Origin of the sequence: Pseudomonas sp. T8, assembly GCF_024610635.1 — a bacterium.
Lineage (GTDB): Bacteria > Pseudomonadota > Gammaproteobacteria > Pseudomonadales > Pseudomonadaceae > Aquipseudomonas > Aquipseudomonas chlororaphis_I.
Genome location: NZ_CP102374.1, coordinates 2,116,172 through 2,134,422, shown reverse-complemented (window position 1 = coordinate 2,134,422; position 18,251 = coordinate 2,116,172). Strand labels below are relative to the sequence as shown.

The following is an 18,251-nucleotide window of genomic DNA, read 5'->3' as shown; positions in this document are numbered from 1 at the left end:
TCTGTTACCCGAAGGTGTCTGCCTTACTCGGCGTCCGCCGGCTTGTCACTGTGGGACAGGCTGTAGACGTAAGCGGCCAGCAGGTGAACCTTGTCGTTGCCTTGCAGCTGTTCCTGGGCAGGCATCTGACCCTGACGGCCGTAACGGATGGTCTGCTGCAGTTGGGCGAAGCTCGAGCCGTAGATGAACGCGCCCGGATGGGTCAGGTCAGGTGCGCCCATGGCTGGGGTACCTTTACCGGCCGGACCGTGGCACGCCACGCAGTTGGCGGCGAAGATCTTCTGGCCGTTGGCCGGATCGGCCTTGGCGCTTTCCGGCAGCTTGCGGCCATCGAGGTTGGTCAGCACATAGGCGGCCACATCGCTGACACCTTGCTCGCCGATGACTTCCGCCCAGGCCGGCATCACCGCGTGACGACCGCCCATGATGGTGGTCTTGATGGTTTCCGGCTCGCCGCCCCAGCGCCAGTCGGCGTCGGTCAGGTTCGGGAAGCCATAGGCACCCTTGGCGTCGGAACCGTGGCAGACCGAGCAGTTGGAGGCGAACAGGCGGCCACCCATCTTCAGGGCTTGCGGGTCCTTGGCGACTTCCTCGATCGGCATGGAGGCGAACTTGGCGAAGATCGGACCGAACTTGGCGTCCGACTTGGCCATTTCCTTTTCCCACTCGTGCACGCCGGTCCAGCCGGTCTGGCCGTTGGCGAAGGGGGTTTGCTTTTCGGTATCCAGGTAGTTGTAGCCTGGCAGGATGCCTTTCCAGTTACCCAGGCCCGGGTACAGCACTAGGTAACCCAGGGCGAAGACGATGGTGCCGACGAACAACATGAACCACCATTTCGGCAGTGGGTTGTCGTACTCCTCGATCCCGTCGAAGGAGTGGCCGACCGTCTCGTCGGTCTGCTCGGCGCGCTGGCCCTTGCGGGTCGACAGCAGCAGCCAGGTCAGGGCGAAAATGGTACCCAGACTGAGGACTGTGACGTACAGACTCCAGAACGTAGTCATTCTTTGTTACTCCTAGAAGCTTGCTCGACGTGCTTGATGGCTTCGGGATCATCCGCGAACGGCAGCAAGGTGGCGTCTTCGAACTCGGACTTGCGCTTGGGGCTGAACACCCACAGCGCCAGGCCGATGAAGGCCACCATCACCACTACGGTGCCCAGGCCACGAATCATCCCGATATCCATCCAGATCACCGTTTGCTTTTGATGATGGTGCCCAGGCCTTGCAGATAGGCCACCAGCGCGTCCATTTCGGTTTTGCCCTTCACGGCATCCTTGGCACCGGCGATGTCTTCGTCGGTGTAAGGGACGCCGAGCGTGCGCAAGACTTCCATTTTTTTCGCGGTGTCTTTGCCGTCGAGCTTGTTTTCTACGAGGAACGGGTAAGCCGGCATTTTCGACTCAGGTACAACGTTGCGCGGGTTGTACAGGTGCGCACGCTGCCAGTCATCGGAGTAACGACCGCCAACGCGGGCCAGGTCCGGACCGGTACGCTTGGAACCCCACAGGAACGGGTGGTCCCAGACGCTTTCACCGGCGACCGAGTAGTGGCCGTAGCGTTCGGTTTCGGCACGGAACGGACGGATCATCTGCGAGTGGCAGCCGACACAACCGTTGGCGATATAGACGTCGCGGCCTTCCAGTTCCAGGGCGGTGCGCGGCTTCATGCCTTCGACCGGCTTGTTGGTGACGTCCTGGAAGAACAGCGGAACGATCTGGGTCAGGCCGCCGATGCTGACGGCGATGACCATGAAGAAGGCCAGCAGGCCGATATTCTTCTCTACTGCTTCATGCTTCATCAGTGAGCTCCAACTACAGCGATCTGAGCGGCGGCTTCAGCTTCAGCCGGGTTCGAGGCGCGAACGGTACGGAACACGTTGTACGCCATGAACAGCATGCCGGCGGCAAAGAACGCACCGCCCAGGGCGCGCACGATGAAACCAGGGTGGCTGGCCTGCAGGGCTTCGACGAAGGAGTAGGTGAGGGTGCCGTCGTCGTTGATTGCACGCCACATCAGGCCCTGGGTGATGCCGTTGACCCACATCGAGGCGATGTACAGCACGGTACCGATGGTAGCCAGCCAGAAGTGGGTGTTGATCAGGCCGATGCTGTGCATCTGCTGGCGACCGAAGACTTTCGGGATCATGTGGTACAGGGCGCCGATGGAGATCATCGCTACCCAGCCCAAGGCACCGGCGTGTACGTGGCCGATGGTCCAGTCGGTGTAGTGCGACAGCGAGTTGACGGTCTTGATCGCCATCATCGGACCTTCGAAGGTCGACATGCCGTAGAACGCCAGGGACACCACGAGGAAGCGCAGGATCGGGTCGGTGCGCAGCTTATGCCAGGCGCCCGAGAGGGTCATCATGCCGTTGATCATGCCGCCCCAGCTTGGTGCCAGCAGGATGATCGACATGGCCATGCCCAGGGACTGCGCCCAGTCCGGCAGCGCGGTGTAGTGCAGGTGGTGCGGACCGGCCCAGATGTACAGGGTGATCAGCGCCCAGAAGTGCACGATGGACAGGCGATAGGAGTAGATCGGACGCTCGGCCTGTTTCGGCACGAAGTAGTACATCATCCCCAGGAAGCCGGTGGTCAGGAAGAAGCCCACGGCGTTGTGGCCGTACCACCACTGGATCATGGCGTCGGTCGCGCCCGAGTAGGCCGAGTAGGACTTGAAGAAGCTGACCGGCAGGGAAGCGTGGTTGACGATGTGCAGCATCGCGGTGACCACGATGAAGGCACCGTAGAACCAGTTACCCACATAGATGTGCTTGGTCTTGCGCTTGACGATGGTGCCGAAGAACACCAGACCGTAGGTGACCCAGACGATGGCCAGCAGGATAGCCAGGGGCCATTCCAGTTCCGCGTATTCCTTGGTGGTGGTGTAACCCAGCGGCAAGGTAACGATCGCGCCGACGATCACGGCTTGCCAACCCCAGAAGGTGAAGGCCGCCAGGCTGTCGGAAATCAGTCGCGTTTGGCAGGTTCGCTGCACGACGTAGTAAGAAGTGGCAAACAACGCACATCCACCGAAGGCGAAAATCACCAGGTTGGTGTGCAGCGGGCGCAGGCGTCCAAAGGTCGTCCATGGCAGACCGAAGTTCAACTCCGGCCAGACCAGTTGCGAGGCGATGAAGACACCGAGCCCCATGCCAAGGATCCCCCAGACCACCGTCATGATGGCGAACTGGCGGACTACCTTATAGTTATAAGCAGTCGGACTGATTGCTGTGCTCATTCTAAGGTTCCACGGTTTGGGTGTTTTATTAGGAGTAAAAATCGGCCGCAAGTATGGAGAAAGCGGGGGGTCATTGCAACGCGCCATGACCTGGGTCAATGCTTTCAAAAGCTGATTCTGCGGCCTTTCCATGCGCGGAGTAAGGACAAAATCGGCCCCGGACAAAATGTCGCAGCGGATGAAAAAGGCGAGGGGTACAGGTCAGTTGTAACCGGGTGTGTGGAAAGCCCTTGAACGAGCGACAGACGGTAAGTGGCGCGACAGCCGGTATAAACCAGCCTTTGCGGCCTGTCCTCGAACAACGGCTTCGAATGGAGCGGCTACTTCTGGTCTGTGACCGGCCAGTGCCAGTCCACTGCGAAGCAGCTTAGACCCGAATCCGGAGAGTGGAAAGGCAGGGAGTAGAGAGGGTGCGACACTTGGTCGCAAAGGAGGAGGGCTAAGCTTCAAGCGGCAAGCTGCAAGTCAAAAACTCACAGCTTGCCGTTGATCTTTTACTTATCGCTTGCAGCTTCTGGCTTGCTGCTGTGGGAGAGGCTGTAGACGTAGGCCGCGAGCAGCTGGACCTTGTCGTTGCCGAGCAGTTCGTTCTGCGCCGGCATGTGGCCCTGGCGACCGTGGCGAATGGTCTGTTGCAGCTGGGTCAGGCTGGTGCCGTAGATGAAGCCTGCCGGTTGCGTCAGGTTCGGCGCCCCCATGATTTCAGTGCCCTGGCCGTTGGCGCCATGACAGGCGACGCAGGTGGTGCTGAAGGCTTGCTTGCCGGCGACGAGGTCGGCGCTGCTGTCGGCGGGCAACGGCAGGCCGGCGAGCTCGTGACGCACATAGGCCGCGACGTTCTTCACCCCGTCCTCGCCCAGCACTTCACCCCAGGCTGGCATGGCCGCCATGCGGCCACCCATGATGGTGGCCTTGATGGTGTCGGCGTTACCGCCCCAGCGCCAGTTGTTGTCGGCGAGGTTAGGGAAGCCGAACGCGCCCTTGGCATCCGAGCCGTGGCACACCGAGCAGTTGGAGGCGAACAGGCGTCCGCCCATTTTCAGCGCCTGCGGGTCCTTGGCCACTTCTTCCACGGGCATGGCGGCGAACTTGGCGAAGATCGGGCCGAACTTGGCGTCTGCCTTGTCCATTTCCTTTTCCCATTCCTTGGTCTGGGTCCAGCCGTCCTCATAGCCCGGCAGGATACCTTTCCAGTTGCCCAGGCCCGGGTAGAGGATCAGGTAGCCGACGGAAAACACCAGGGTGCCGGCGAACAGCAGGAACCACCATTGCGGCAGGGGGTTGTCGTACTCCTCGATGCCATCGAACGCGTGCCCCATGGTCTGGTCGACGCTGCCCTTGGTTTCGCCCTTGCGCGTGCCGATCAACAGCCAGGTCAGGCCGATCAGGCTGCCTATGGTCAGTACGCAGATGTACGTACTCCAGAAGGTGGTCATGGCCGAATGCTCCTTGTCGCATGCTCTTCGGATTGAGCGTCATCAGATGGATTGCCGGGCACTTCCGGCGAAGGTTCGTCGGCGAAGGGCAGCAGGCGCGCCTGGGCGAACTCCGGGTTGCGCTTGGCGTTGAAAACCCAGATCGACAGGCCGATGAAGGCAATCATCACCACCAGCGTGCCGAGCCCGCGGATCATGCCGGTATCGAGTTCAAGACCCATGGCTCACCTCTTGCTCTTGATCGCAGTGCCAAGCACTTGCAGGTAGGCGACCAGGGCATCCATCTCGGTCTTGCCCTTGAGGGAAGCGACGGCGCCGGCGATATCATCGTCGTTGTACGGCACGCCGAGGGTGCGCATGGCACGCAGCTTGGTTTCGGTGTGGCTGCTGTCGACCTGCTGGGTGACCAGCCATGGGTAGGCCGGCATCTTCGACTCGGGCACCACGTTGCGCGGGTTGTACAGGTGCGCGCGGTGCCAGTCGTCGGAGTAGCGGGCGCCGACCCGGGCCAGGTCCGGACCGGTACGCTTGGAGCCCCACAGGAACGGGTGGTCCCAGACGCTTTCACCGGCGACCGAGTAGTGGCCGTAGCGTTCGGTTTCGGCGCGGAACGGACGGATCATCTGCGAGTGGCAGCCGACGCAGCCTTCGCGGATGTAGATATCGCGGCCTTCCAGCTGCAGGGCGGTGTAGGGCTTCATGCCTTCCACCGGCTTGTTGGTGACGTCCTGGAAGAACAGCGGGACGATCTGGGTCAGACCGCCGATGCTCACGGCAAACACCATCAGCAGCATCAGCAGGCCGACGTTTTTCTCGATGACTTCGTGTTTCATGGCGGACTCCTCAGGCCATCTGCGCAGCGGCGGTGATTTCGGCAGGCTGGGCTGCGCGTACGGTGCGCCAGGTGTTGTAGGCCATCAGCAACATGCCGAAGAGGAAGATCGCGCCACCGGCGAAGCGCACGATAAAGCCCGGATGGCTGGCCACCAGGGTTTCGACGAAGGAGTAGGTCAGCGTCCCGTCTTCGTTGACCGCGCGCCACATCAGGCCCTGGGCGATGCCGTTGACCCACATCGAAGCGATGTAGAGCACGGTGCCGATAGTGGCCAGCCAGAAGTGCGCGTTGATCAGGCCGATGCTGTGCATCTGCTCACGACCGAAGACTTTCGGGATCATGTGGTACAGCGCGCCGATGGAGATCATCGCTACCCAGCCCAGGGCGCCGGCGTGGACGTGGCCGATGGTCCAGTCGGTGTAGTGGGAGAGGGCGTTGACGGTCTTGATCGCCATCATCGGACCTTCGAAGGTCGACATGCCGTAGAACGCCAGGGACACCACCAAAAAGCGCAGGATCGGATCGGTGCGCAACTTATGCCAGGCCCCCGAGAGGGTCATCATGCCGTTGATCATGCCGCCCCAGCTGGGCGCCAGCAGGATCAGCGACATCACCATGCCCAGCGACTGTGCCCAGTCCGGCAGCGCGGTGTAGTGCAGGTGGTGCGGGCCGGCCCAGATGTACAGGGTGATCAGTGCCCAGAAGTGCACGATGGACAGGCGATAGGAATACACCGGACGTTCGGCCTGCTTGGGCACGAAGTAGTACATCATCCCCAGGAAGCCCGCGGTCAGGAAGAAACCCACCGCGTTGTGGCCGTACCACCACTGGACCATGGCGTCGGTCGCACCGGCATACAGCGAGTAGGACTTGGTCAGGCTGACCGGCAGCTCCAGGTTGTTGACGATGTGCAGGATGGCCACGGTGATGATGAAACCGCCGAAGAACCAGTTGCCGACGTAGATGTGCTTGGTGTTGCGCTTCATCACCGTGCCGAAGAACACGATGGCGTAGGCCACCCAGACGATGGTGATGAGGATGTCGATCGGCCATTCCAGCTCGGCGTATTCCTTGGAACTGGTGTAGCCCAGCGGCAGGCTGATGGCCGCCAGGAGGATGACAAGCTGCCAGCCCCAGAAGCAGAACGCGGCGATTTTCGGCGCGAACAGCTGGGTCTGGCAGGTGCGTTGCACCGAGTAGAAGGAGCTGGCGAACAGTGCGCAGCCACCGAAGGCGAAGATCACCGCGTTGGTGTGCAGCGGGCGCAGGCGACCGAAACTGGTCCAGGGCAGGTTGAAGTTGAGTTCGGGCCAGACCAACTGGGCAGCGAGAAAAACCCCGAGCCCCATGCCGACGATGCCCCACACCACCGTCATAATGGCGAATTGGCGGACCACCTTGTAGTTGTAGGCGGTACTGATAGAAGTGTTCATGGTTCCCCATCCACGGTTCAGCTGAAGTGAAAGCGACTGCGCACGGCAAGGCGCGCTCACTTCTTCTGGAGTTATAGGCAGACTAAAAGCGAGGTAAGCATGGGCAAACGGCAAGGGGCTGTTATTGACGGGGATCAATGGGCGCAGTGCGTGCGGGAATGTGGCTGGCTCTGGGATGTCGCGCAGCAGCCGCTGGCCGGCGAACCCCTGACCCTGATCCTGGCCCATGGCGCCGGCGCGCCGATGGACAGTGCTTTCATGAACGACATGGCCGCACGCCTTGCGGCGCATGGGGTCAACGTCCTGCGCTTCGAGTTTCCCTACATGGCCCAGCGTCGCCTCGATGGTGGCAAACGGCCGCCTAACCCGGCGCCGAAGCTGCTGGAGTGCTGGCGCGAGGTATATGCCCAGGTGCGACCTCATGTCGCTGGGCGGCTGGCCATTGGCGGCAAGTCCATGGGCGGGCGCATGGCCAGTTTGCTGGCCGACGAGCTGGGCGCCGATGCGCTGGTGTGCCTGGGGTATCCGTTTTATGCCGCCGGCAAGTCGGAGAAACCGCGGGTCGCCCACCTGGCCGAATTGCGCACCAGGACCCTGATCGTCCAGGGCGAGCGCGACGCCCTGGGTAACCGCGAGGCGGTCGAAGCCTATGCGCTGGCGCCGGCTATCGAACTGTTCTGGCTGGCGGCCGCCGACCATGACCTGAAACCACTCAAGGCCTCCGGCTTCACCCATGAGCAGCACCTGGAGGCGGCCGCGCGGAAGGTTGCCGAGGTTTTGCGCGGTCTGACTGGCTGAACGACTCTTCTGTAGGAGCAGCCGGTCGACGTTCGATTGCTCGCGATTGTTTTTCAAGGCGACAACGGTGGCGACTGCCAGGCCGTATCGCGAGCAAGCTTCGCTCCTACAGGGTGCGCGGGGCTGGAAAAAGGCAATAAAAAACCCGGAAGGCAAACCTTCCGGGTTTTTTGTTTTGCGGCTTAGCGGTTGAAGCGTTCGACCAACGAGTACTGCGTGTTGGCGGTGCGGGTCAGCTCTTCGCTGAGTTGCGCCGAATGCTGGGCCTGTTCCGAGGTCTGGTCGGCCAGTTGGGCAATGGTGCTGATGTTGCGGCTGATCTCTTCGGCCACCGCGCTTTGTTCTTCGGTGGCGGCGGCGATCTGGGTGGTCATGTCGGTGATGTTGGCCACCGCTTCGCTGATCCCCACCAGTGCCTGGTCGGCTTCCAGCACCCAGGCCACGCCTTCCTCGGCCTGACGATGCCCGGCGTCCATGGTCTGCACCGCCGTGCTGGCGGTTTGCTGGAGCTTGGCGATCAGGTTGTGGATCTGGCCGGTGGACTCGCTGGTGCGTTGCGCCAGTTGGCGAACCTCGTCGGCCACCACCGCGAAGCCGCGACCCATTTCCCCGGCACGCGCCGCTTCGATGGCCGCGTTCAACGCCAGCAGGTTGGTCTGGTCGGCGATGCCCTTGATCACATCGACCACGCCGCCGATTTCGTCGCTGTCCTTGGCCAGCTGGGTCACAGTCAGGCCGGTTTCGCCCACTACCACCGACAGGCGCTGGATCGCTTCGCGGGTTTCCCCGGCGATGTCGCGCCCACGCCCGGTGAGGCGGTTGGCCTCCTGGGTGGCGTCGGCGGTGCGCTGCACGTGGCTGGCCACTTCCTGGGTGGTGGCGGCCATCTGGTTGACCGCGGTGGCCACCTGTTCGGTTTCCACACGCTGGCGTTCCAGGCCGCTGGAGCTGTTGTGCGCCAGGGTGTCGGACTGCCGCGCCTGCTCGTTGAGGTGCTCGGCGGTGTCCTGCAGACGAGTCAGGCAGGTTTTCAGGCGGGCTTCCTGGCTGAGGATCGACATCTCCAGACGCGCCTGGGCGCCACGGCTGTCGGTGTACATCTGGGCGATCAGCGGGTCGGAGGTGGTCTGTTCGGCCAGGCGCAGCAAGCGCTTGAGGCCGCGCTGTTGCCAGCTCAGCCCGAGCAGGCCGAGCGGCACGGAAAGGCCGGCGGCGAGGGCAAAGCCCCAGGAAGAGTTGAGCCAGACGCCAATCAGGAAGCTCAGCTGGCTGACCAGGATGAACGGCAGCCAGTCCTGGAGCACCGGCAGCCATTTGTCGCGTTTCGGAATCGCCGACTTGCCCTGGTTGATGCGTTGGTAAAGCGCTTCGGCCCGACGGATCTGCTCGGCGGTGGGCTTGACCCGCACCGACTCGTAGCCGACCACTTGCTGACCTTCGAAGACCGGTGTCACGTAGGCGTTGACCCAGTAGTGGTCACCGGTCTTGCAGCGATTCTTGACAATGCCCATCCATGGCAAGCCTTGTTTCAGGGTGGCCCACATATGCGCGAACACCGCGGCCGGAACGTCGGGGTGACGGACCAGGTTGTGCGGTGCGCGGACCAGTTCCTCACGAGAAAACCCGCTGATTTCAACGAAGGCATCGTTGCAGTAGGTGATCACGCCTTTGGCATCGGTGGTGGAGATCAACCGTTGCTGAGCCGGAAAGGTACGTTCGCGCTGGGTGACGGGCTGGTTGTTACGCATGGTTTTTCTATCCGCAAGGCTTTGATAGGTTGTCGGCGGTCTTCGCCAATTGTTGAAGTTTTTTTCTGGAATTTGAGAAGTGCCTCATTGACAGAGAGCTGATTCTGCAAGGTGGCGCGAGGGGGCGGCGAAGCCGAGGCCCGTTCAAGGAGCCCCGGCTTGGCCAGGGTCAACCCGCGAGCATCGGGTAGGTGAACAGCCCGAAGTGCAGCAGGTTCAGACCGAAATGGGTGGCCACCGCGGCACCCAGGCCGCCAAAGCGGTAGGCCAGGCCGTAACCGACCCCGGCGATGCTCGCCAGCAGCCACCATTGCCAGCCGGCGCCCACATGCACCAGGCCGAACAGCAGGGCCGCGCACATCAGCGCCAGGTTTTCGCCATAGGGCAGATGCTTGAAGCGACGGCTCAGGCCGCCCTGAATGTAGCCACGAAACAGCGCTTCTTCCACCAGGGTGACCAGCAGCAGGTTGTTCAACACCCACAGCCAGGCCTGATCCGGCCATTTCGGCGCCCAGTCGATGATGCCCAGCAACACCGCGCCGCCCAGGGCCGCCAGTGCGGTCAGGGTCAAGGCCAGGGCGGTGGTGTAGAGGGACAGGCGCAGCGAACGCCGGCCGATGATCCAGGGGCAGACCAGCAACAGCCAGAAGCCGATCAGCGGCTTGTCCTGGTTCAGGTACATGGAAAACGGCACGGCGTCGGCGGTGAAGCGTTCCGGGCCGATCGCCCGACCATTGTAGAAACCGGGCAGCCAGTGCATCGCCAGCGCCAGGGCCAGCACCACGAACAGGCCGTGCCCCAGGTAGCGCGCGTATGGGCTTTTCTGCTGGCGCACGGCAAAGCCCGCGCACAGCAGCAAGGCGACGGAAACCGCCGCCAGCAGGCCCAGTTGGCCGTAGCTCAGGGCCAGGGCGTAACCAATGGAGAGAAGTGCCAGGTACATCCATGGCAGAACAGTCATGTGAAATCCTTGTTGCGAAAAGAATGGAATCAGCCGCTCGCGCCACCTGCGTCAGCGGTTACTGGATAGAACGAACGGGGGGCCAGTATAACGAGGCATGGGCGATGAATAAGTGAAACAAAAACACCGCCCGGAGGCGGTGTTGGTTTTGCGGCAAGGCGTTATGCGGCGATCAGCTGTCGCAGGACGTAGTGCAGGATCCCGCCGGACTTGAAGTATTCCACTTCGTTCAGGGTGTCGATGCGGCACAGCACCTCGACCTTTTCCTGGCTGCCATCCTCGCGGGTGATCACCAGGGTCAGGTTCATCCGCGGCGTCAGTTCGACGCCGGTCAGGCCCTGGATATCCAAGGTTTCCTTGCCAGTCAGGTTCAGGCTCTTGCGGTTCTGGTCGAGCTTGAACTGCAGCGGCAGCACACCCATGCCCACCAGGTTGGAGCGGTGGATGCGCTCGAAGCTCTCGGCGATCACTGCCTTGACCCCCAGCAGGTTGGTGCCCTTGGCCGCCCAGTCGCGGCTGGAGCCGGTGCCGTATTCCTGGCCGGCGATCACCACCAGCGGCGTGCCCGCTTGCTGGTAACGCATGGCCGCGTCATAGATCGCCAGTTTCTCGCCGGTGGGGATGTACAGAGTGTTGCCGCCTTCCTCGCCGCCGAGCATTTCGTTGCGGATGCGGATGTTGGCGAAGGTGCCGCGCATCATCACCTGATGGTTGCCGCGACGTGAACCGTAGGAGTTGAAGTCCCGCGGTTCCACGCCTTGCTCGCGCAGGTAGCGGCCGGCTGGGCTGTCGGCCTTGATGTTGCCGGCCGGGGAGATGTGGTCGGTGGTCACCGAGTCGCCCAGCAGCGCCAGGATCCGCGCGCCCGTCACATCCTTGATCACCGGCAGGGGGCCGGAGATGTCATCGAAGTAGGGTGGGTGCTGGATATAGGTGGAGTCCGCCTGCCACACATAGGTCGCGGCCTGCGGTACTTCGATGGCTTGCCACTGGGCGTCGCCGGCGAATACCTCGGCGTATTCCTTGTGGAACATCCGGGTGTTGACTTGGGTGACCGCCTCGGCGATTTCCTGGCTGCTCGGCCAGATGTCGCGCAGGTAGACCGGCTTGCCGTCCTTGCCTTCGCCCAGCGGCTCGCGGCTGATATCGATGCGCACGCTGCCGGCCAGGGCGTAGGCGACCACCAGCGGCGGCGAGGCCAGCCAGTTGGTTTTCACCAGCGGGTGCACGCGGCCTTCGAAGTTGCGGTTGCCGGACAGCACCGAGGCGACGGTCAGGTCGGCTTTCTGGATGGCTTTCTCGATCGGCTCCGGCAAGGGGCCGGAGTTGCCGATGCAGGTGGTGCAGCCGTAACCCACCAGGTCGAAACCCAGGGCGTCGAGGTATTGGGTCAACCCGGCGGCCTTGTAGTAGTCGGTGACCACTTTCGAGCCCGGGGCCAGCGAACTCTTCACCCAGGGCTTGCGCTTCAAGCCTTTTTCCACGGCCTTTTTCGCCACCAGGCCGGCGGCCATCATCACGCTGGGGTTGGAGGTGTTGGTGCAGGAGGTAATAGCGGCGATCACCACCGCGCCGTTTTTCAGGCGATAGGTCTGGCCATTGTGGGCGTAATCGACTTCGCCTATCAGGTCGGCGCTGCCCACGGCCACGCCACCACCGCCTTCGCTTTCCAGGCGGCCTTCCTCCTTGCTGGTGGGCTTGAACTGCAGATCGAGAAAGTCAGTGAAGGCCTGGCCGACGTTCGGCAGCGAGACCCGGTCCTGCGGCCGCTTCGGCCCGGCGAGGCTGGCTTCCACCGTACCCATGTCCAGCGCCAGGCTGTCGGTGAACACCGGCTCCTTGCCCGGCAGGCGCCATAGGCCCTGGATCTTGCTGTAGGCCTCCACCAGTTTCACCACGGCGTCCGGGCGGCCGGACAGGCGCAGGTATTCCAAGGTGACGTCATCCACCGGGAAGAAGCCGCAGGTGGCGCCGTACTCCGGGGCCATGTTGGCGATGGTGGCGCGGTCGGCCAGCGGCAGGTCGGCCAGGCCGTCGCCATAGAACTCGACGAATTTGCCGACCACGCCTTTCTTGCGCAGCATCTGGGTGACGGTCAGCACCAGGTCGGTGGCGGTGATGCCTTCCTTGAGCTTGCCGGTCAGTTTGAAACCTATGACTTCCGGGATCAGCATCGACACCGGCTGGCCGAGCATCGCCGCCTCGGCCTCGATGCCGCCCACGCCCCAGCCGAGCACGCCGAGGCCGTTGATCATGGTGGTGTGGGAGTCGGTGCCGACCAGGGTGTCGGGGAAGGCGTAGGTGCGGCCGTCTTCGTCCTTGGTCCAGACCGTGCGGCCCAGGTATTCCAGGTTGACCTGGTGGCAGATGCCGGTGCCGGGCGGCACTACGCTGAAGTTGTCGAAGGCGCTCTGGCCCCAGCGCAGGAAGGCATAACGTTCGCCATTGCGCTGCATTTCAATGTCGACGTTCTGTTCGAAGGCGGTGTTGCTGCCGAACTTGTCGACCATCACCGAGTGGTCGATCACCAGGTCCACCGGCGACAGCGGGTTGATGCGTTGCGGGTCGCCGCCGGCCTTGGCCATGGCCGCGCGCATGGCCGCCAGGTCGACCACCGCCGGCACGCCGGTGAAGTCCTGCATCAGCACCCGCGCCGGGCGGTACTGGATCTCGCGATCCGAGCGACGCTCCTTGAGCCAGGCGGCGAGGGCCTTGAGGTCGGCGCCGGTGACGGTCTTTTCGTCTTCCCAGCGCAGCAGGTTTTCCAGCAGGACTTTCAACGACATCGGCAGCTTGTCGAGATCGCCTAGGTGCTTGGCGGCTTCTGGCAGGCTGAAGTAGTGGTAGGTCTTGTCGTCGACTTTTAATGTTTTAAGGGTTTTCAGGCTATCGAGGGACGGCATTGAATCACTCCTTTTGGTCCGCACGGCTACGGACCTGACGGGAAGGGCAGAGCTCTTAAGCTAGCCCTGTTTTCAGTAGCTGGCTAATAACTGGACTCTATGGACAAGTCCAAGGTTCCGAACTCGGCTATCATGCGCCGGTTTTCGTGACAGGCTTTGCTACAGCGGGTTTGCGCATGATTCATTGCCAATTGCCCAGGAGATTCGATGAACACCCTCTTTATGCACTGCCGGCCGGGCTTCGAAGGCGAAGTCTGCTCCGAGATCGCCGACCATGCCGCGCGCCTGAACGTGGCCGGGTACGCCAAGGCCAAGCCGAGCACCGCCTGTGCCGAGTTTGTGTGCAGCGAAGAAGACGGCGCCGAGCGCCTGATGCGCGAGCTGCGTTTTGCCGAGCTGATCTTTCCGCGACAGTGGGCGCGGGGCGTCTTCGTCGATCTGCCGGAAACCGACCGCATCAGCGTGATCCTGGCCCATCTGGCGAGTTTCCCGACCTGCGGCAGCCTGTGGCTGGAAGTGCTGGATACCAATGACGGCAAAGAACTGTCGAACTTCTGCAAGAAATTCGAAGCGCCACTGCGCAAGGCGCTGACGGCGGCCGGCAAGCTGGTGGACGATGCCGGCAAGCCACGCTTGCTGCTGACCTTCAAAAGCGGCCGAGAGGTGTTTGTCGGCCTGGCCGATGCCGGCAATTCGGCCATGTGGCCGATGGGCATTCCGCGCTTGAAGTTCCCTCGTGAAGCGCCCAGCCGCTCGACCCTGAAGCTGGAGGAGGCCTGGCACCACTTCATTCCTCGCGATCAGTGGGACGAGCGCCTGCACGGCGACATGACCGGCGTCGACCTCGGTGCCGCCCCGGGTGGCTGGACCTGGCAACTGGTCAACCGCGGCATGCTGGTCACCGCTGTCGACAACGGGCCGATGGCCGAAAGCCTGATGGACACCGGCCTGGTGCAGCACCTGATGGCCGACGGTTTCACCTTCAAGCCCAAGCAGCCGGTGGACTGGATGGTCTGCGACATCGTCGAGAAACCGGCGCGCAACGCTGCCTTGCTGGAAACCTGGATCGGCGAGGGGCACTGCCGCGAAGCGGTGGTCAACCTGAAGCTGCCGATGAAGCAGCGTTACGCGGAAGTGAAGCGTTTGCTCGAACGGATCGAAGACGGCTTCAAGGCCCGTGGCATTCGCGTGGCGATCGGCTGCAAGCAGCTGTACCACGACCGTGAAGAAGTGACCTGCCACCTGCGCCGGCTGGATGAAAAGAAGGCCAAGGCCCGTTGAGCTCAGTTGCGGCGCAATGTCACAGATAGCGTCGATGCCGGCATTGCGCGACAATGCCGGCCAGTTCCAGGAGTGAGTTATGAGTCAAATCATCGATACGCCGGTCGACGGCACGCTGGATGCCACCGGGCTCAATTGCCCGGAGCCGGTCATGATGCTGCACCAGCATATTCGTGACCTGCAGCCCGGCGGCCTGCTCAAGGTGATCGCCACCGATCCCTCGACCCGCCGCGACATCCCCAAGTTCTGCGTGTTCCTCGACCATGAGCTGGTCGCCCAGCAGGAAGAGGCCGGCACCTATCTGTATTGGATTCGCAAGAAGTCCGGTTAACCCGCCGCCCGGCTGATGCGGATTCGCTTGCGCGCGCTGCGCGCCAGGCGGATCGACAGCATCAGCGCCGCGCAGCTCAGGCCGGCAATCAAACCTTCCCACAGCCCGCTCGGGCCGCTGGCAGGGCCGAACCAGTCGGTCAGCCCCAGCACATAACCCACCGGCAAACCGATACCCCAGTAGGCGAGCAGCGTCAGGACCATGGTCACCCGGGTGTCCTGGTAGCCACGCAGCGCGCCTGCGCAGATCACCTGGATCGCGTCGGAGAACTGGTAGAGCGCGGCGTACACGATCAGCATCGCCGCCACCTGGATCACCGCGGTGTCCGGGGTGTAGATCGAGGCGATGGACTCACGCAGCAGCAGGATCAGGCTCGCGGAGAACAGGGCGAAGGCCAGCGCCGCGCCCAGGCCGACGCCGGCGGCGAAGCGCGCCTGGTATGGATTGCCGGCGCCCAGGGCCTGGCCGACCCGCACCGTGACCGCCATCCCCAGAGAATACGGAATCATGAACAGCAGGGAGCTGATGTTCAGGGCGATCTGGTGCCCGGCCACCACCGTAGCGCCGAGGCTGCCGATCAGCAGGGCGATCACCGCGAAGATGCTCGATTCGGCGAACACCGCGATGCCGATCGGCAGGCCGACGCTCAGCAGGCGCTTGATCACCGCCCACTGCGGCCAGTCGAAACGCTTGAACAGCTGGCTGCTCTGGTAGGCCGGGGCCCAGCGGGTCCAGCCCGCCATGGCCAGCATCATTGCCCACATCACGATAGCCGTGGCCCAGCCGCAACCGACGCCGCCCATGGCCGGCACGCCGAAGTGGCCATAAATGAACACGTAGTTGATGGGGATGTTCAGGGCCAGGCCGAACAGGCCGATGACCATGCTCGGCCGGGTGCGCCCCAGGGCGTCGCTGCAGCAACGCAATACGTAATACAGCGCCACCGCCGGCAGGCCGCTGGCGATGCCGTGCAGGTATTCCATGCAGGGGCCGATCAGCGTCGGGTCGACCTTCATCAGGTGCAGCACCGGCTCGGCATTGATCAGGATCAGGCTGGCGCTCAGGCCGACCGCCAGGGCCAGCCACAGCGCCTGGCGCACGATCGGGCCGATCTCGCCATAGGTGCCGGCGCCGACCCGCTGGGCCACCTTGGGCGTGGTGGCCAGCAGGGTGCCGGTCATCAACAGGAACACCGGGATCCAGATCGAGTTGCCCAGCGCCACCGCCGCCAGGTCCCGTGGGCTGTACCGGCCGGCCATCACCGCATCGACGAAGCCCATGGCCGTGGTCGCCAGCTGCGCGATCATGATCGGCAAGGACAGGGCCAGCAGGCTGCGCAGTTCAAGGCGCACCCGGGCCGGGCGGTTGAGGGAGGTGGCAGGGGTATCGGTCACGGAATTCACAGGCGAAGCGTCCACAGGGTTGATGCGCAGGGCGGCGTATTCTACGCATTGACGGATGAGTCAGGAAAAAACCTCTGTTGTCGATTTGTAAGTGCTGGCGGCGCCCGGCGGGATGGATTGCTCGCTGGCCGAAAATGGCCTTCTACGCCTAAACTGCGGCTCCGCGAAAGGAGCCTGCCATGCTGATTGTTGCCGACGAAAATATTCCCCTGCTCGATGCCTTTTTTGCCGGCTTCGGCGAAATCCGCCGTTTCCCGGGGCGGGCCATCGACCGCGCCGCCATCGAGGGCGCCGATGTGCTGCTGGTGCGTTCGGTGACCCAGGTCAGTCGCGCCTTGCTCGAGGATAGCCAGGTACGGTTTGTCGGGACCTGCACCATTGGTACCGATCACCTGGACCTCGAGTATTTCCACGAGGCGGGCATTCGCTGGTCCAGCGCGCCGGGCTGCAACGCACGCGGGGTGGTCGACTATGTGCTGGGCAGCCTGCTGACCCTGGCGGAAATCGAAGGCGCCGACCTGACGCAACGCACGTACGGCGTGGTGGGCGCGGGCGAGGTCGGTGGACGGCTGATCGAGGTGTTGCGCGGCCTGGGCTGGAAAGTCCTGGTCTGCGACCCGCCACGGCAGGTGGCGGAAGGTGGCGACTATGTCAGCCTGGAACAGATCCTCGCCCAGTGCGACGTCATCAGCCTGCACACCCCCTTGACCAAGGCCGGCGAGCTGCCGACCTGGCATCTGCTGGACAAGCAGCGCCTGCGCCAGCTGCGCCCCGGCGCCTGGCTGATCAACGCCAGCCGTGGCGCGGTGGTGGATAACAGCGCCCTGCGCGAGGTGTTGCTCGAGCGCGAAGACTTGCAGGCGGTGCTGGATGTCTGGGAAGGCGAACCCCAGGTCGATGTGGCCCTGGCTGACCTCTGTGTGCTGGCCACGCCGCATATCGCCGGTTACAGCCTCGATGGCCGGCAGCGCGGGACGGCGCAGATCTATCAGGCGCTCTGCGATTACCTTGGGCAGCCGCAAGCGATTCATTTGCGCGACCTGCTGCCTCGGCCATGGCTGTCGGAGGTGAGTCTCGATGCCAATAGCGACCCAGCCTGGTCCCTGGCGATGATCTGTCGGGCGGTCTACGACCCGCGGCGCGACGATGCGGATTTCCGCCGCAGCCTGGTGGGCAGCGTGGCCGAGCAGCGCGCGGCCTTCGATGCGTTGCGCAAGGGCTATCCGCCACGACGTGAAATCGATGGGCTGGCCGTGCGTATCCAGGGTGAAGCGCCAGGCTTGCAGCAGATCGTATCGGCCTTGGGCGCGGTGTCGGTTCGTTGATTGGGTCTTGGTCAGGTCGTTTCCGGCAGGCATAAAAAACCCGGCTTCAGGGCCGGGTCAAGAGGACGTGAGGCTATGCGTCAATCTTGCTGCGCAGGCTTGACCAGTCGCTTTTCCAGTTCGCGGCAGGCGTTCTGGATCATGTCTTCGGTGATCGGTACTTCGCGACCCTGAGCGTCGATGATGGCGCATCCCAGAGACTGGTCGGGGTGGGTACGAATCACTTCAATCTTGTCATTGCTGCTGTTTTGCAAGGACATGGCCTGTCTCCTCATCAGGTTGTGCGCTTACTTTAAAACCGCCAGGTGACCAAGCTGTGACAACTCCCTGCAAGGTCCCACTACGGCGTTTTCTATCCGGGGAGTCCTCAGTCCAACAGAAATGCCTGTGGACTTCCACTCGGACCTTAGACCAATAGCATCTAGGCTCTAGTGTCAGCGGACATAATTAACCTGACTCATTGTGATTTACCTAAGTTCCAGGAAAAGAAGGTTCCAGAAAAACAGGCTCCAGGAAATCGGTTCCGACAAACAGGGCTTCGCCTCATCGCGCTGCTGG

The 18,251-nt window shown here is 63.0% G+C and carries 17 protein-coding genes; 4 read left to right on the top strand and 13 right to left on the bottom strand.

Translation table 11 applies throughout. The annotated features are described in order from the left end of the window. Positions 1 to 23: 23 nt before the first annotated feature. From ccoP (NRG23_RS09485) to ccoN (NRG23_RS09450), 8 genes are all read right to left on the bottom strand, one after another. Positions 24 to 1,001 (bottom strand): cytochrome-c oxidase, cbb3-type subunit III, encoded by a 978-nt coding sequence (gene ccoP / locus NRG23_RS09485; protein WP_009047944.1) that lies wholly within the window; start codon positions 999 to 1,001, stop codon positions 24 to 26. Next, positions 998 to 1,183 (bottom strand): CcoQ/FixQ family Cbb3-type cytochrome c oxidase assembly chaperone, encoded by a 186-nt coding sequence (locus NRG23_RS09480; RefSeq protein WP_003175465.1) that lies wholly within the window; start codon positions 1,181 to 1,183, stop codon positions 998 to 1,000. Before NRG23_RS09480 ends, ccoP (NRG23_RS09485) begins: the two co-directional genes overlap by 4 nt. 5 nt (positions 1,184 to 1,188) lie before the next feature. Next, on the bottom strand, positions 1,189 to 1,797 hold the full coding sequence (gene ccoO / locus NRG23_RS09475; protein ID WP_009042961.1) for a cytochrome-c oxidase, cbb3-type subunit II: 609 nt from the start codon (positions 1,795 to 1,797) through the stop codon (positions 1,189 to 1,191). Next, positions 1,797 to 3,239: a cytochrome-c oxidase, cbb3-type subunit I gene (ccoN, locus tag NRG23_RS09470; protein WP_009042962.1), complete on the bottom strand. Its 1,443-nt coding sequence runs from the start codon at positions 3,237 to 3,239 to the stop codon at positions 1,797 to 1,799. The genes ccoO (NRG23_RS09475) and ccoN (NRG23_RS09470) overlap by 1 nt, the downstream gene beginning before the upstream one ends. Positions 3,240 to 3,733: 494 nt before the next feature. Beyond that, complete coding sequence (ccoP, locus tag NRG23_RS09465; RefSeq protein WP_009047945.1) at positions 3,734 to 4,675, bottom strand: cytochrome-c oxidase, cbb3-type subunit III; 942 nt, start codon at positions 4,673 to 4,675, stop codon at positions 3,734 to 3,736. After that, positions 4,672 to 4,896 (bottom strand): cbb3-type cytochrome c oxidase subunit 3, encoded by a 225-nt coding sequence (locus NRG23_RS09460; protein WP_009047946.1) that lies wholly within the window; start codon positions 4,894 to 4,896, stop codon positions 4,672 to 4,674. The genes ccoP (NRG23_RS09465) and NRG23_RS09460 overlap by 4 nt, the downstream gene beginning before the upstream one ends. A gap of 3 nt (positions 4,897 to 4,899) precedes the next feature. After that, the gene (ccoO, locus tag NRG23_RS09455; protein ID WP_007921349.1) at positions 4,900 to 5,508 is read right to left on the bottom strand and encodes a cytochrome-c oxidase, cbb3-type subunit II; all 609 of its coding nucleotides are present in this window, start codon (positions 5,506 to 5,508) and stop codon (positions 4,900 to 4,902) included. A 10-nt stretch (positions 5,509 to 5,518) separates the two neighbouring features. Further along, complete coding sequence (gene ccoN / locus NRG23_RS09450) at positions 5,519 to 6,943, bottom strand: cytochrome-c oxidase, cbb3-type subunit I (RefSeq protein ID WP_009047948.1); 1,425 nt, start codon at positions 6,941 to 6,943, stop codon at positions 5,519 to 5,521. 99 nt (positions 6,944 to 7,042) lie between these two features. On the opposite strand from ccoN (NRG23_RS09450), the gene NRG23_RS09445 reads away from it, so the two are divergent. After that, positions 7,043 to 7,741 (top strand): alpha/beta family hydrolase, encoded by a 699-nt coding sequence (locus NRG23_RS09445; protein WP_257374489.1) that lies wholly within the window; start codon positions 7,043 to 7,045, stop codon positions 7,739 to 7,741. Between the two features lie 182 nt (positions 7,742 to 7,923). Here the strand turns inward: NRG23_RS09445 and NRG23_RS09440 are convergent, their stop codons facing one another. The 3 genes from NRG23_RS09440 to acnA form a co-directional block, all read right to left on the bottom strand. Next, positions 7,924 to 9,489, bottom strand: a complete 1,566-nt coding sequence (locus NRG23_RS09440) for a PAS domain-containing methyl-accepting chemotaxis protein (RefSeq protein ID WP_257374487.1) — start codon at positions 9,487 to 9,489, stop codon at positions 7,924 to 7,926. A gap of 169 nt (positions 9,490 to 9,658) precedes the next feature. Beyond that, positions 9,659 to 10,450 (bottom strand): CPBP family intramembrane glutamic endopeptidase, encoded by a 792-nt coding sequence (locus tag NRG23_RS09435; RefSeq protein WP_009047951.1) that lies wholly within the window; start codon positions 10,448 to 10,450, stop codon positions 9,659 to 9,661. A 161-nt stretch (positions 10,451 to 10,611) separates the two neighbouring features. Continuing rightward, a complete protein-coding gene (acnA, locus tag NRG23_RS09430; RefSeq protein ID WP_038631225.1) occupies positions 10,612 to 13,353 on the bottom strand; it encodes an aconitate hydratase AcnA in 2,742 nt (913 codons plus the stop codon). A 207-nt stretch (positions 13,354 to 13,560) separates the two neighbouring features. Here acnA and rlmM point away from each other — a divergent pair, with 207 nt between their 5' ends. After that, complete coding sequence (rlmM, locus tag NRG23_RS09425; protein ID WP_009047953.1) at positions 13,561 to 14,634, top strand: 23S rRNA (cytidine(2498)-2'-O)-methyltransferase RlmM; 1,074 nt, start codon at positions 13,561 to 13,563, stop codon at positions 14,632 to 14,634. Positions 14,635 to 14,713: 79 nt separating this feature from the next. Beyond that, entirely contained in the window at positions 14,714 to 14,965 is a 252-nt protein-coding gene (tusA, locus tag NRG23_RS09420) for a sulfurtransferase TusA (RefSeq protein ID WP_007921329.1), read from the top strand. Here the strand turns inward: tusA and NRG23_RS09415 are convergent. Continuing rightward, positions 14,962 to 16,368 carry an MATE family efflux transporter gene (locus NRG23_RS09415; RefSeq protein WP_009047954.1) on the bottom strand — a complete coding sequence of 469 codons (1,407 nt, stop codon included), beginning with the start codon at positions 16,366 to 16,368 and terminating at the stop codon, positions 14,962 to 14,964. The two genes, tusA and NRG23_RS09415, sit on opposite strands and share 4 nt — an antisense overlap. Before the next feature lie 179 nt (positions 16,369 to 16,547). Between NRG23_RS09415 and pdxB the strand changes: the two genes are divergently transcribed. After that, positions 16,548 to 17,693, top strand: coding sequence for a 4-phosphoerythronate dehydrogenase PdxB (pdxB, locus tag NRG23_RS09410; protein ID WP_257374485.1), 1,146 nt, complete (start codon positions 16,548 to 16,550; stop codon positions 17,691 to 17,693). Between the two features lie 80 nt (positions 17,694 to 17,773). Here the strand turns inward: pdxB and NRG23_RS09405 are convergent, their stop codons facing one another. Continuing rightward, entirely contained in the window at positions 17,774 to 17,953 is a 180-nt protein-coding gene (locus NRG23_RS09405; RefSeq protein WP_007921326.1) for a PA1571 family protein, read from the bottom strand. Between the last annotated feature and the right edge of the window lie 298 nt (positions 17,954 to 18,251).